The 15,123-nt window shown below is 43.9% G+C and carries 10 protein-coding genes and 1 tRNA gene; 6 read left to right on the top strand and 5 right to left on the bottom strand.

Annotated elements, in window-relative coordinates:
- Positions 1 to 172: 172 nt before the first annotated feature.
- Together gyrA and M595_RS32135 are read left to right on the top strand one after the other, a co-directional pair.
- The gene (gyrA, locus tag M595_RS05475) at positions 173 to 2,827 is read left to right on the top strand and encodes a DNA topoisomerase (ATP-hydrolyzing) subunit A (RefSeq protein ID WP_023065132.1); all 2,655 of its coding nucleotides are present in this window, start codon (positions 173 to 175) and stop codon (positions 2,825 to 2,827) included.
- A gap of 144 nt (positions 2,828 to 2,971) precedes the next feature.
- A complete protein-coding gene (locus M595_RS32135; protein ID WP_023065054.1) occupies positions 2,972 to 3,370 on the top strand; it encodes a 4a-hydroxytetrahydrobiopterin dehydratase in 399 nt (132 codons plus the stop codon).
- 125 nt (positions 3,371 to 3,495) lie between these two features.
- Here the strand turns inward: M595_RS32135 and M595_RS05465 are convergent, their stop codons facing one another.
- The 4 genes from M595_RS05465 to lipA form a co-directional block, all read right to left on the bottom strand.
- Positions 3,496 to 3,774 (bottom strand): hypothetical protein, encoded by a 279-nt coding sequence (locus M595_RS05465; protein WP_023065126.1) that lies wholly within the window; start codon positions 3,772 to 3,774, stop codon positions 3,496 to 3,498.
- A 139-nt stretch (positions 3,775 to 3,913) separates the two neighbouring features.
- A complete protein-coding gene (locus M595_RS05460) occupies positions 3,914 to 5,917 on the bottom strand; it encodes a WD40 repeat domain-containing serine/threonine-protein kinase (protein ID WP_023065140.1) in 2,004 nt (667 codons plus the stop codon).
- Between the two features lie 212 nt (positions 5,918 to 6,129).
- Positions 6,130 to 7,341, bottom strand: coding sequence for an RNA polymerase sigma factor SigC (gene sigC / locus M595_RS05455; RefSeq protein ID WP_023065025.1), 1,212 nt, complete (start codon positions 7,339 to 7,341; stop codon positions 6,130 to 6,132).
- Between the two features lie 626 nt (positions 7,342 to 7,967).
- Positions 7,968 to 8,879 carry a lipoyl synthase gene (gene lipA, locus M595_RS05450; RefSeq protein ID WP_071809875.1) on the bottom strand — a complete coding sequence of 304 codons (912 nt, stop codon included), beginning with the start codon at positions 8,877 to 8,879 and terminating at the stop codon, positions 7,968 to 7,970.
- Between the two features lie 74 nt (positions 8,880 to 8,953).
- Between lipA and M595_RS05445 the strand changes: the two genes are divergently transcribed.
- The 4 genes from M595_RS05445 to M595_RS32130 all read left to right on the top strand — a co-directional run bounded on the left by M595_RS05445 (position 8,954) and on the right by M595_RS32130 (position 11,693).
- Positions 8,954 to 9,027: transfer RNA gene (locus M595_RS05445), tRNA-Pro, on the top strand.
- Between the two features lie 278 nt (positions 9,028 to 9,305).
- Complete coding sequence (locus M595_RS05440; RefSeq protein ID WP_023065066.1) at positions 9,306 to 9,671, top strand: 3'-5' exonuclease; 366 nt, start codon at positions 9,306 to 9,308, stop codon at positions 9,669 to 9,671.
- Positions 9,672 to 10,024: 353 nt separating this feature from the next.
- Entirely contained in the window at positions 10,025 to 11,464 is a 1,440-nt protein-coding gene (locus tag M595_RS29065) for an ISL3 family transposase (RefSeq protein ID WP_238987027.1), read from the top strand.
- A gap of 16 nt (positions 11,465 to 11,480) precedes the next feature.
- Positions 11,481 to 11,693 (top strand): transposase, encoded by a 213-nt coding sequence (locus M595_RS32130; RefSeq protein WP_023065049.1) that lies wholly within the window; start codon positions 11,481 to 11,483, stop codon positions 11,691 to 11,693.
- A gap of 752 nt (positions 11,694 to 12,445) precedes the next feature.
- Here M595_RS32130 and M595_RS05430 read toward each other — a convergent pair.
- Positions 12,446 to 14,725: a hypothetical protein gene (locus tag M595_RS05430; RefSeq protein WP_152983536.1), complete on the bottom strand. Its 2,280-nt coding sequence runs from the start codon at positions 14,723 to 14,725 to the stop codon at positions 12,446 to 12,448.
- Positions 14,726 to 15,123 lie beyond the last annotated feature (398 nt).

The following is a 15,123-nucleotide window of genomic DNA, read 5'->3' as shown; positions in this document are numbered from 1 at the left end:
GTCAATAGAGGTCAATAGCAGCTTATTTAAGCCTCAATCTTAAACCAATTTATGGTATAATTTTAACGGAGAGTGAAGTTAATTTGAAAATGACAAAAAGATAAACAAATTTTATCAATTTTTGCCGATTCAAAAACACTGAATTAAGAATTTTAACGGAGTTTTTTATCAGATGAGCATTTCAGAGGAGCGAATTGTTCCCAGGGATCTGCGTGAAGAAATGCAGCAATCCTATCTAGAATACGCAATGAGCGTCATTGTAGGTCGCGCTTTGCCAGATGCGAGGGATGGTTTCAAGCCTGTACATCGTCGCATTCTCTACGCGATGCACGAGTTAGGTTTAATGCCTGATCGCCCCTTTCGGAAGTGCGCCCGTGTCGTCGGAGAAGTATTGGGTAAATACCACCCTCACGGAGATGGAGCGGTTTATGATGCCCTCGTTCGGATGGCGCAACACTTTTCCATGCGATCGCCCCTGATTGCAGGTCACGGAAACTTCGGTTCTATCGATAACGATCCTCCGGCGGCAATGCGATACACTGAATGTCGCCTGGAATCCCTCACCTCCGATGCGATGCTGCGCGATATCGACGCAGAAACCGTTAACTTTGGGGATAACTTCGACGGATCACAGCAAGAACCCCTAGTTTTACCCGCTCGTATCCCCCAACTCTTACTCAACGGCTCATCGGGAATTGCAGTCGGGATGGCGACCAATATTCCCCCCCACAACTTAGGTGAACTCGTAGACGGGTTGATCGCGATGATTCACAATCCCGAAATCACCGATGTTGAACTGATGAAATACATTCCGGGGCCAGATTTCCCCACCGGAGCGAAAATATTGGGCCGTTCAGGGATTCGTGAAGCCTACACCACAGGCCAAGGTTCAATCACCATGCGAGGTGTCGCCCAAATAGAAACCCTCCAACAACGCGGGCGCCCAGAACGAGAAGCAATTATCATCACCCAACTTCCCTACCAAACCAACAAAGCGGCATTAATTGAAAAAATCGCCGAAATGGTTAACGATAAACGGATTGAGGGAATTTCTGATATTCGTGATGAAAGCGATCGCCAAGGAATGCGAATCGTTGTGGAATTGAGACGGGATGCTTATCCCCGAGTTGTCCTCAATAACCTCTACAAACAAACGCCTCTACAAACCAATTTTGGGGCGAATATGTTGGCGCTAGTTAATAGCAGACCTGAACGCCTCACCCTGAGTCGATATCTCAAAGTTTTCCTAGACTTTAGAGTTGAAACGATTCGGCGACGCACTGAATACGAACTCAGAAAAGCACAAGAACGAGATCATCTCCTGCAAGGATTATTAATCGCCCTCGATAATTTAGATCCAATTATCAGCTTAATTCGTCATGCAGCCGACACACCTACCGCCAAACAAGAACTGATTGAAAGATTTGAACTTTCAGAAGTGCAAGCCGATGCAATTCTACAAATGCAGCTACGGCGCTTAACCGCATTAGAAGCCCATAAAATTCAAGCCGAACATGAAGAACTGCAAAATATAATTGCCGATTTGCAAGACATTTTAGCCCGTCGAGAACGCATCTTAGAGATTATTGAAGCCGAAGCAATTGAACTCAAAGAACGTCACGGTTCACCCCGACGAACTGAAATCGAACACACCGAAGGAGAACTTGAAGATACCGATTTAATTGCCAATGAAAAAGCAATTATTTTAGTCACTGAACAGGGCTATATCAAACGAATGCCCGTCAATACTTTTGATGCTCAAAATCGGGCAACTCGCGGAAAATCCGGCACCAAAATGAAAGAAGATGATGGGATAGATCACTTCTTGAGTTGTTGCGATCACGATAGTATTTTGTTCTTTAGCGATCGCGGTGTTGTTTACTGTCTCAAAGCCTATCAAATTCCGGTCGCATCCCGCACCGCCCGAGGCGTACCCATCGTTCAAATGTTACCCATTCCCAAACAGGAACGGATTACCTCTGTTGTCCCGGTTAGTGAATTTAGCGATGATGATTACTTGGTAATGTTGACCAAAGGCGGTTACATCAAAAAAACCGAGTTATCTGCATTTAGTAATATTCGGGCGAATGGATTAATTGCCATTTCTTTAGGAGAAGGTGACGAACTTCGTTGGGTGAGACTGGCAAAAGCAGACGACAGTATTATTATTGGTTCGCGTTTGGGAATGGCAATTCATTTTAGAACCGATCACAAACAATTGCGACCTTTAGGACGGGCAACCCGAGGCGTAAAATCAATGAAATTGGGTAAAAAAGATGAACTCATTAGCATGGATATTTTACCCAGTGCAATTGTTTCGAGTATTGCCCAACTTGAAAGCGAAGAAACCGACATCGAAGACGAGGAACTGTTAGAGACGGAAACCGAAGAAACCACCGTTGAAAATAATCAAGAACTGGCGATTATGGTAATTACGGCGGGTGGATATGGTAAACGAGTTCCTGTGTCTCAATTCCGACTCCAAAATCGTGCGGGAAAAGGAATCATTGCGACTAAATTTAAACAACATCTAACGACAGATGAAGTCGTCGGGTTGCAAGTGGTGAATGAAGACAATGAGTTGATGCTCATTACCAGTCGAGGTATCATTATTCGTCAAGCTGTTAATGCGATTCCGACTCAATCTCGCAGTGCGACTGGAGTCAGAGTTCAACGCCTCGACGATGAAGATGCGATCGCTGCTGTAGCCATTGTACCGCCTTCGGAGGAAGAAGTCGAAGAAGAAGTCGAAGAAGAAATCGAAGCCGAAGCCGAAGCCGAAACCGAAGCCGAAGTCGAAGCCGAAACTGGAGATTCAGAAGAATAAATCAAACGATAAAGAATAGGGGATTTGACTGTAATTCCCTGTTCTCAATTGCCGGATTTTAAGATGATCGAAATTTTATCAATTATAGTCACGAGTCTAATTCAGAGTCACAGATTACTCCGCCGTACAACGACGGAGCCTGCTGTGACCGTTGGTCAACCTTTATTGGTTTCAGAGATTCCCGTTCCATCGGTTCAATACAGCGAAACAAACCCGAATAGACGTTTAAGCGAAGCAGAAATCACCCAACGTTTACAACAGTTATCTGGTTGGAAACTGGAAAACCAAACTCTGATTTATACACATACTTTTAATAACTTTATTGAATCCGTTAATTTTATCAACTGTTTAGTCGAACCCGCAGAAAAGTTAGGTCATCACCCTGATATTTCAGTCTCCTATAACAAAGTCAAAATTAGCTTAACCACTCATGATCAAGGTGGCTTGACTTCTCTTGACTTTCAACTCGCCGAAACTATTTCTAATTTAATTAACACCTTTTCTGAAACTTCAGGAAAACAATGTACAATTAATCCATCCTAAAAATATCTTTAGAAGGATTGGGAATAAAGGTAAACAATCAACCATTTGTGAGGAATATGATCACTCTTTTCCTCATGTTAAAAGTGATCACAAAATGAATGATGATTGAATGGGTGTGAAGTGAATTAACAGCGCTGAGTTATTCCTCGGAGTGATTCTATTAAGTTTGTATATTCGGTTTGACTTAATAATCCAGTACCATAAAACTGAGACAAACAGCTATTGAGTGCATTGAAGGTTGCTTCTGTCTCAATCCAACGTACTCCCCCATTGAGGGATTTTTCTGCGGTCATATAATTTTCATTTGAGGTCAACTCTACACCGTAGGGTAAAGCAATTTGCCATTTCCAACGATTTCGGATACTAACCGCATAAATCACCAAGCCGTAATAATCTTTATACATTTATTAACAGTCAAACTCACAATCTTTATAATCATTTAATAATTGTATTATACTTCTTGATGAAACTCAACTGAATTTATCATTTTTCTGAACGGGGGTCTTAACGGTAAAATCCGAGGCGATCGCAGCCCGAAGAACTTTAACCCTGGCTTTGGGGTTGCCAAATCTTAACCGTCTGGTCATAACTCCCACTAGCTAACATGAGATTATCTTGACGAAACATTACAGACAATACATCTGCCGAATGGTCTGTTAAAGTTTCCAGTAAAGTTCCACTGTTGACATCCCACAAATCGATGCCATATTGATTTCCACTGGCCAGTAGTTGACCATCTCGACTATAGGCTATCGAAAACACATCACTTTGATCCGCTCTCAACGTCCGTTCCACAACCCACCGAGTCCCTTGAGGCTGCCATAACTTAATCATCCCATCTCGGCTACCACTTGCCAACTGTTGACCATCAGGGCGAAACGCAACAGTTCTCACCCAGTCCGAATGATCTTGAAGGCTTTCTGACTCTTTCCCTTGCTGCATATCCCACAACCGCACCGTTTGATCCCGACTCCCACTGGCGAGTATTTGACCATCTCGACTAAAGGCTAAACCATAAACTCGATCCTGATGACCCGATAAAGTGTACCCGCGTTTCCCTTTTTTGAGATCCCAAATTTCAATCGTGTGATCGCGACTTCCACTGGCTAAGACATCACCCTGGGGACTAAATGCTACCACCTCCACACCATCGTGATGACCCGAGAGAGTATACCAACGTTTCCCTTTTTTGAGATCCCAAATTTCAATCGTATGATCACGACTTCCACTGGCTAAGGTTTGACCATCAGGACTAATCGCAATAGAAGTCACCCAGTTACTATGACCCGTGAGAGTATACCAACGTTTTCCTTTTTTGAGATCCCAAATTTCAATCGTTTGATCCTGACTTCCACTCGCGATAATCTCCTCAGTCGGACTAAACGTAATTGAAGTCACTGCATTCCGATGTCCTTCTAACGTGTACAGACAAGACCAACTCGGCGATCGCAATGGAGAAACACGAGTCGGTTTCGCCGGAGTCTGACGGGATAACGGAGAGGAGGTTTTGGATGAAGATCGAGGCGGAGACGCCACAGCAGGCGAGGGAGTAGGCGTTGGTGAGGGAGTAACGCTTTGAGAGACAGTAGCAGTCGAATCAAGCTGAATATTACCAATAACTTTTGCGGGAATACCATCCGGATAAAGATCTTTAAGAACCTGTAGCGGAGTTTGATAACGTTGGTTGGGTATCGTCATCAACATTTTATCGAGAACTCGACCTAACTGAGCGCTAAAAGGTTGTCCTTTGAGATAATCTCGCCAGATCCAGCGATCTTCGTTGATATCAAATAAATCAAAAGGTGAAACTTGAGTTAAGAGATGAATACAAGTCACGCCTAAACTATACAAATCACTCGCATAAACCGCTTGACCCCGAGTTTGTTCTGGGGCAATATATTCTGGACTGCCGATAATCGTTCCCATGACTGGGGGTTGGGTGGTTGTCACGACTTTCGCAGCACCAAAGTCTACTAATACTAATTGTCCGGGAAAACTACCGATGCTGCTCGTCTGGGTGGGTGAAGCACTGCGTCGAATGACGTTAGCAGGTTTGATATCCCGATGAATGACTTGATGTTGGTGAATAAACTGCAAAACAGGTAGTAAATCATCCAGCAGTTGACGAATTTTAGCTTCATCAAAAGTGTCATGACGAACCAGTTCTTCTTCGAGGTTCTGTCCTTCGATATATTCTTGTACAAGATATTGATTGTTATCTTGTTCAAAATGCGCCAGTAAGTCCGGAATTTGAGGATGTTTCCCGAGTTGATCGAGTCGAACCGCCTCTTGATGAAAGAGCTCTGCGGCTTTTTCGGCATTTTGAGTTCCCTGATTTTGGGGAAAAAACTGTTTAATCACACAAGCGGGTCGAGAGGGTTTATCTTCATCTACCGCCAAAAAGGTTTTACCAAACCCCCCAAAACCGATAGGTTTGATGGCGCGATATCGTTCTCGCAGCAGCAGTTTTGCACCACAGGTTAAGCAAAATTTACTGTCGTCTGAGTTTTGAGGATGGGTACAATGCGGATTGAGACAGTAGCTCATCGGCAACTTGATGATAATATTTAGAGATTAGCCAGTCAACGGAAGCCCGAAAAAATTTCGTGTTCTGATTCTATGTTAAACCGATTCAGGTTCATCTCTGTTGGGTTGAAAGGTTTTGAGTGTCAAAAAATGTGAATAGCGATCAGCCGATTTGGAGTTTTGACTGATCGCTATTGCTTTGAATTTAAGCGTTACAATTGAGCGTTATAAGTCTAGGTGAGAGATTCGAGGTAATCGCGAACACGGTTGCGACGCTTGGGTTGACGCAGTTTTTGTAAGGCTTTGGCTTCAATTTGACGAACCCGTTCATGAGACAGTTCCAACTCCCGACCAATTTCGGCTAAGGAGTAAGTATGACCATTTCCGAGACCATAGCGCATTTGAATCACTTCCCGTTCGCGATCGCCGAGATCGGCTAAGAGTTGTTGTAAATCGCGATGGAGGGATTCTCGCATCAGTTGGTCTTCGGGTGAGGCTTCTTCAGTTTCCAGGAGTTCACCGAGTTCTGTATCTTTGTCGCTACCGACTTTAGTTTCGAGGGAAACAGAACGGGGAACTTTCAGCAAGACTTCGCGAACTTGTGCGGGAGTCATTTCTAACTCAGCAGCGATATCGTCAATTGTAGCGATTCGGCCTTTTTCTTGAGAAATTTTACGTTGTGCTTTTTTAATTTTGTTTAATTTTTCGGTAATATGAACCGGGAGGCGAATGGTACGGCTTTGAGTCGCGATCGCTCGGGTAATCCCTTGACGAATCCACCAGTAGGAGTAGGTACTGAAGCGATATCCGCGTGTGGGGTCAAATTTTTCGACAGCGCGTTCGAGTCCTAATGTACCTTCTTGAATTAAATCCAGTAATTCTAAACCGCGATTTTGATATTTTTTAGCGACGGATACGACTAAACGTAGGTTCGCTTTGATCATGTGATCTTTGGCTTGTATACCTTCGGTTTGGACTTGATCGAGTTCTTCAACCGTCAGTTTAGCCAATTGAGCCCAACGACGTTTTCCTTTGGCTATAATAGGTTTTAGGTCAGAAACCTCTACACCAGAGACCGCCGCCCAGCGTTCGAGGGAAGGACTATGACCTAACTGAGCTGTTAGACGACCTCGGGTTTGCAGCAGCATCGCAAAGGTTTCTAAAATACCTTTTTCTTTTGTCGCTGCTTGATCGCGAAGTTGGATTAAGCGTTGGTAACGTTGAACTTTTTGGGCTTCGGCTACTTCTTCATCACGTCCAAGTAGGCGAACACGACCGATTTCTTGCAGATAAACGCGAACCAGATCAGTAGTTCGACGATTAGTGTTTTTTGTTTTTCCAACTGACTCCGAGCCTTCCATCGATTCGAGATCGAGTTCTGAAGGTTGTTTAGAGAGATCCTCTAGGTCGTGGTCTAATTCTGTATCTAAGTTGGTGGCTGGCATAGTCATTACTCTATTGCTCTGGGTGGTTGGCAGTATGGCTCGGTCTACTCTAAGAATGCCCACTCCGACTGAATGATCGATCATTAGTGTTAGTTAGCGCATCCCCTGAATGCTGGGGTTTCCCGGACTCGAGAGATCCTCAAAAGGGGACAAAATCAATGAGTGTTAGAGGGCAGACTGAGTAGACGAGTCACTCTTTCATGGTCATTAGCTAGTATAGGGAGACACCCCTCACAAATAAGTGATAGTTATCAGACGGTAGACTAATCTTCATCACCATAAATGAGCGTTCCCGATCACTCTTAACTCTGGTTTCAGATCACAACTTAAAAATCAGGGAACTTTTATGACGAACGTTAATCAAAGATCAAAGATTATTGTCGGCTAACTAGGCTAATTTCAATAGAAGATGCACCTCTGGATCTGAATCGTTCTTGTGATCCCCTAATTACCTCTAAAGAATTAGAGTGGTATTTAAATTTATTTGTTGACACCCTATCGCTATTATGACGGATCTTGTGATCAAAGTCAGCGATTTTACTCAATACCGATCACGATTGGCTTTTTTTCTGTCTGTTTGAACCGTGTAATCGTTGGCTCTAGTTTTCTGTTTAACGGGGAAACGACTAGCGTGGATACTTTTCCATTAGGGTTCTTACTTGTTCAGCATGGTAAGAACTCCGAGTTAATGGAGAAGCCACCACCTGTAAGAAACCCAAAGACTGACCATAGGTTTTCCAAGCGTCAAATTGTTCGGGTGGAATAAAGTTAGCAACAGGCAAATGCTTGGGAGTCGGTTGCAAATATTGTCCCAATGTTAGGAGATCACAGTTTACGGTTCGGAGATCTTGCATCACTTGTCGAACTTCAGCATCTGTTTCTCCCAGTCCAACCATAATACCTGACTTTGTATAGACTTCCGGTAAGAATTGACGAGATCGCTTTAACAGTTCTAGACTACGATGATAATCTCCTTGAGGACGAACTCGGCGATAGAGACGCGGAACAGTTTCGCTATTGTGGTTAAGAACTTCGGGTTGAACTTGTAAAATGGTTTCAAGTGCTTGCCAATTTCCACAGAGATCAGGGATTAGCACTTCTATTGTCGTTTGAGGAGATAGACGACGAACCGCTTCAATACAGCCGACAAACTGAGATGCACCTCCATCCGGTAAATCATCTCGGTTCACGGAGGTAATGACGACATGGTTTAAACTCATGCGTCGCACTGCTTCAGCGAGTCGCTCGGGTTCGGTGGGATCTAACGCTTTCGGCTTTTTCTCAAAATCAATATCACAATATGGACAAGCGCGAGTGCAAGCCGGTCCCATAATCAGAAAGGTAGCAGTACCAGCATGAAAACATTCTCCGATATTCGGACAAGATGCTTCTTCACAAACTGTATTTAAGCCCAAATCGTGGAGAATATCCTTGACTTGACCGACTCGTTCCCACTGAGGTGCTTTGACTCTCAACCAATCTGGCTTAACAACCACGCTCTTTCTATTTCCTTCCAATTTAAGACTATCTTGATCCATGCTAACTGAAATTTTCAAAAATTTGTATTTGTATCAATATATTCTAGATTGATGTGGTATAATTACTTTATCTACGGGATGTAGCGCAGCTTGGTAGCGCACCTCGTTCGGGACGAGGGGGTCGCAGGTTCAAATCCTGTCATCCCGATTATGCCTAACGGCGTAAATACGGCACTTACAGCACTCTCATCTCCGACTAGCCTATTGGCTTCTATCTAAAATCTATCCAAATTCAAATTTAGCAAGAATGTAGTTGACTGCCTAGATTGCCTAGTAAATCAACGAGCATATAACTGTAATCCTGTCAAATCTATACTTCACTCTGTTTCTACTACTTACCCCCAACCTGAACTCTTAAGCCTACTACAGTCGCTCTATCTGTCAAGGTCAAGCCTTCGGTGCGATCGCAATTTTTCGGGGGCGTGCATGGTGTTTAGAACCAAAGAATTTTTGGAGCAGTACGAAGCGGCTCTGAAGAATTTGAATTTTCCGGTTAAGCAAATACACCGCGATCAGCCCGATAATCCCTCTGAGCCTGGGATTCGCATGGGAACGATGCACCGGGTTAAGGGATTGCAGTTTGATTATGTTTTCATACCGGGTTTAAATTCCGACAGTTTGCCCCTGCAAAATGGCTTAAATGACTGTGCGGATTCGGCGTCTCAAGAGCGGTTGATCAACGGAGAAAGATGTCTGTTACACGTTGCGTCTACGCGGGCTAAAAAGCAGGTTATTGTGACTTATTACGGTCAGCCCAGTTCGCTGTTAGTCGGTGAGGCTTACAAACAGTGAAGCCTCGACTTGCAAATAGGTTTGTTTTCGGATTACATTATTCGGTTGCGAGCTATTTGTAGCGACCTGCAATTATAAATCGCTACGGCTAACGCCACGCGAAGCTCTCGACCCACAATCATCGGGTTTTTGAAACCACATTAAGGGTCTTGGCAACTTTTGGTGATCCTCATACGGCGATCGCAATCCCCCACATCTCTGCGATCGCACGAAGGGCTGTGGCGCGGAGCTTATGACTCGCGCCCTGAGTTTCGACACGAGCGCGACATGAACTTGAAAAGAACGTTACAGAAAGTGATTTTTCAACATTCTTATAATCGGGTTTCCTTCAGGAAGCGCATACAAGTATAACATTGAAAGAAATTGTTCCAAGTTTACTACCCGATCCAAGAATTCTCCAATTAAATAATTGGGAGTTAGATGAAGATCGAACTCACATTACAGTTTATGCTACCTCAATACAAAATTTGGTTAGATGTCCAGTTTGTTCGGTAGTGAGTAATCGGGTTCACAGTCAGTACGAGCGAACATTGACTGATTTGTCTTGGGCAAATTTCCGGGTAACATTGAAACTAGATGTGAGAAAATTTTTCTGTAATAATCCCGACTGTCAACGACGAATATTTGCCGAAAGAATTACGGATGTAGCGGTCTCTTGGGCAAGAAAAACACAACGGTTAACTCAACAGTTAACAGCTATCGGTTTGGCTTTAGCTGGAAATGCTGGTGTCAGATTAAGTAAGTATTTTGGTTTCCAAGTCAGTCGCAATACGTTATTAAATTTAGTGCGGATAATTCCTCTAGCTCCAATTCAAACGCCTCTAATTTTAGGAGTAGATGACTTCGCCTTCCGTAAACGGCATACTTACGGTACAATATTAGTTTACTTAGAAAAAAGTCAACCAATAGCTCTATTAGAAGACCGTGAAGCCGAAACTTTAATTGAGTGGTTAAAAGAGCATCCAGGGGTAGAAATCGTTTCACGCGATCGCTCTAAAACTTACGAGAAAGCTGTTCGACAAGGCGCACCGGATGCTATACAAGTAGCTGACCGTTTTCATATCCTACAAAATCTAGTAGAAGCCCTCGAACAAGTATTCAGGAGCCATCTTCAAACACTTAAAGAGGTAGAAAAACTGCACACAGGTTCTCCAGTAAATGACCCCAGTAAGGTTGAAGTCGTTGCCGTACCTCCCGCTTCAAATCAGACTCAAAAAGAATTATCCAAAGCGACTCAACGTCGAGAAAGAAGGATTCTTATCCATAAACAAGTATGGGAATTACGTCGCCAGGGTTTGTCAGGAAAAGCCATTGCCAAAAAGTTAGGTATTGGAGTTACCAGTGTATTTCGATATCTACGCCATCCCCAATTTCTTGAACGCCAGGGTCGTAGTGACCGAGGAAGGTCGAAATTAGATCCATATAAAATTTATATTCTCCAACAGTGGAATCAGAAATTTTGCGACAAAAAAAAACTGTTTGAAGAAATAAAAAAACAGGGTTATTCCGGTAGTTATGATACGGTAGCTCGTTACACTCGTCGTCTGCGTCAAGCGACAGGAGTTGAATTGAGAAAGCGTATAATTAATCAACCGTTACCCCAAGTCACTGAGCCATTAAGAGTAGCTTTAACACCCAGTAAAGCTACTCGGTTGGTGATGCAAAAGTTAAATTATTTAGATGTCAACGACCAACAACTAATTATTTTATTAAAAACTCACTCACATGAGTTAGCAGAAGCCATTCAATTAGCGAGGCTATTTTACAGGTCTTGTCAGACAACGAAAACTTAAAAAATTTGATACTTGGTTGAAGCGTGCCGTTAAAAGTAGTATCTATCCGATTCAACGTTTTGCACTCCGTTTACAATCCGATTATAATTCGGTAAAAGCGGGTGTAACTTTCTCAGTTAGCAATGGCCCGGTTGAAGGTCATATTAATCGATTAAAAATGTTGAAACGACAAATGTATGGTCGCGCTAACCTCGATTTGTTAAGTCGGAGGTTTTTAATCAAGATGTAAACTTTTTTCTCTACCGAAAATATTTGAAAAAGGACATTGTTAGCGATCGTCATCTTTGAGGATCACCAAAAGTTGCCAAGACCCATAATGTGGTCTGAAGTGAATTTAGAGTTGCATTTAATCTGGTCTCAAAAACCCGATGATTGTGGGTCGAGAGCTTCGCGTGGCGTTAGCCGTAACGATTTATAATTGCAGGTCGCTACATCTAAATGCTGAATACCGATTGTTTCATTTATAATTGATAGATAATTTATTTGATTTCGTTCATATTTATAACTCCTGTAAACTGGTTTACTGTGTTAAATATCAGCCGAAAGTTTCAATAGAATTGCTCCCATTTTTAAGATCGGAGTTTTCTCTAAGCAATTGATGAAATATAAATCGAGTCTGTTAGAAAAGCAAAAAGTAGACAAATTTGATTTAATATTATAGCAGTTCGCGCTGGTATGTTAACAAACCTTCGAGAACCCAGAAACCTAAAACCTTGATTTAAAGGGTTTTTCAATCCCCTATTCCCTGATCCCTAAGATTGCAAACTAAGTCTCGCCGGAAACCGCCGGGCCGCAAGGCAAGCGCTGTTCCCTGTTCCCGCCCGCGTTGCGCCATATTTTGAGAAGGGATTTATCCACCCTGATGTTGGGTTCTGTTGCATTAAAAATGGCTCTGCTACAGAACCTTTCTCCAACTCAACCTGAACTCCCACCGCCGCCTTAATGTGGGTTATTGATGTCCGACTACTTCCAAAAACTGGTTCAAGGTAATACCAGAGTTAAGCAATTTAATCGCTCTTGGTATCTTCTCGCCTCAGATGAATTATCTATCAAAGAAATGACTTGTTTAATTTTGTGGGTCTGTCCCTTAAAAAGATAGCTTTCAATCATGGAATTCAACTCATAGTTATTCATTAACAGACCATTTTGGGGTTCGGACTGCATTAGTTTTAGAATGTGGTCATAATGAACAATCTTCTTCTCTAGAACCGCAACACCCCTTGCAGCCTGGAGCATCAGCTCGACTTGCTCGCGGGGAGAAAACTTAGCGAGGGGCTGCCATTGAGTCATAATATCCATCTGGCTTGACAATACAGCAGCTTTGAAAATTTGTTTAGCCGTCTGAGTCTGGTCAGCTACGCCCACAACTTCGGCTAATTTGATCAAATCGGCGATCGCCTCTCGTGGATCATCTAACCTGGAAGTAAACGGGATGAGAGCTGCTCGTTGCTCCAAATCCTCAATCTGCTTGAGATAATTAACCTGCAAAACATAGAGGCGATCTGCGGTTAAAGTTTGCTGCTGAAGACGGAGGTAGCGTTCTAAATTATGTACCCACAGGAGCGGATGCTGTTCTGCACTCAGCTTAAGCGTCGGCTGATGATTTAGAAGTTCTTCAGCTTGATCTGCGAGTGCCGTGCCGAGTCGCCCAGCCAGTTCAGTTTGTCCCTGTTGCTGGAGGAGGTTAATAGCCTGTATCGCTGTGTCTTCTGGGAGAGACGGAGCAGGAGGAATATCGATTAGAAAATAAGGCGGACTATTACTGGAGGATGGAGAGATATACAGAGTATTAGGTATATTCCAAGGAGATAACTGTCTTGGCTCACTGGTTCCCACTTTGGGTAAAACATCTTCACTCAAAGCAATGAGCGGTTGCAGTTGGCCCTCCTGAGCTGCAACACTAGCCACCCACCAGCGCCAACTATCCCCTACTTCAAATACTCCAACATCAATAACAAGAGGCATGGGCTTGGGAATCAGTCGCAGGGCTTCGTCATAGCGTTTAGCCTGGACTGCTTCAGTGATTAAAAACTCAGTCGCCTGGGTTTTGAGATTGAGTCGTTCAATAAACTGGAGCATTTCGGGTGCGTATCCTTGACTACGGCTGAGGGCGTAGAGAGAACCACTCCATTCGATATCGCCTAGAGTGCCAAAACCAGAATCAAAGCCCTGTTTTTGACCGATTTTACCCACAGTAATTAACTGTTCTAAAGCTAGGGCTGCTTCTTTGGGGCGCTTTTGTTGGCGGGCTTCTCCGGCGATAGCTAACCAAGCCCTTGCACGCAGTGCTGGTTTCTGACTTGGCAGTTGTTTCATCGCCTTAGTTGCTGTTGTTACACCGCCCGCCTGGGCAAAGGAAATGATACCTTCTGTGGCGATCAAAGCCTTATTACTCTGAGCAAAGTCGGGAGCTTTGAGCAATTGAGTAATTGTTTGATCAAACAGGGTGAGGGCAGGCTTGACTTGTTTAGCTCGTAGGTAGGCTGATGCAATCAGAAAAAGTTGTTCACTTTGTTGAGTCTGAATCGGAATTGATCGCGCCGCAGTTTCCGCTTGAGACCATTGCCCCCGACGCAGATAGCTATCTACCAATTGCTCGGGGAGCTGACTGTTGAGGGGAGACGATTGGGGAGACAAGGTTTTGAGGGTTGCAGTCGCTGCGGCGAGGCTGGCTTGCCCACGGGACTTTTGACCGATTGCAAACCAAGCTTCTGCCAATTGCCACTGGGTTTCAGCCTTCAGCGACGGAATAGCAATTCCAACAAGGGTTTGATTAGCCTGCTCTAGCAAGGGGGTAGAAGCTTGATTTAACTGATTGTAAGCGATCGCAGTGGCAATCAGAGCGCGGCTTTGGGCATAGTTATAGCCAGGGGGGAGAGACTTGGCTAGAGTCAGAAGTTGATCAGCAAGAGGGAGAAATTGTGATCGCTGTTCTGCTGGAGTCTGTTCAATTAGACTCACCAATAGTGGTGATAAGCGATCAATAGCCAGTTGGGTAGTACGCGGAGTCTGCCCCGCCGCTTTAAGCAGATTGAGTATTTGCGTGATGTTGGTTGGCTCCGATGACTCAGAGCTGGGGTCAACAGGGCTGTAAAGCAGTCTTGTCCATTGAGCAAAGGCATAGACCAGTTGCTCGTCTTGGCAGAAGGATGACATTTCTGTGGATTGAGTTTGGGCTGTTGCGGATACAGCAGTAGAGAAACTAAGGATGGGGCTGGCTCCCAAGCCGAGTAGACAAATGAAGGATAGTAAACGCTTCATGGATGTTGGAGAAGGATATTAATGATGAGCAATGGGTGCTTATTTGCTGGCAAGCACACTACTAAATATCCCCTTCATCATGCCTGCTGTGATTCGGGGTAGAACGTAACTTACCCACACTAACGACATAGCCTTTCAGTGTGTGCTTTTGGTAGCCCTAGAACTACTTGCACAAGACAATAATTCTGAACCTCTAGGTGCGGTTACGCTTCTATTTTTGCTTTAGCAGAAAATTGTTACTGATCACGGGGAATAGTCGGGTAGAGCGGAAGCCCCGTGATTCATTGCGGGGAGGAAGCTCGACACGAGCGACTTTAGTCGCCTAAATCAAACTTTCATCTAGGTGATATAGTCAAGACATGGAACAAGTGTTGACTATAGTTTGCGGGCATCCAACC

It is taken from the genome of Lyngbya aestuarii BL J, from assembly GCF_000478195.2.
Lineage (GTDB): Bacteria > Cyanobacteriota > Cyanobacteriia > Cyanobacteriales > Microcoleaceae > Capilliphycus > Capilliphycus aestuarii.
Note: the sequence above shows the minus strand (reverse complement) of the source record. Positions and strands in the feature narration are given on the sequence as shown.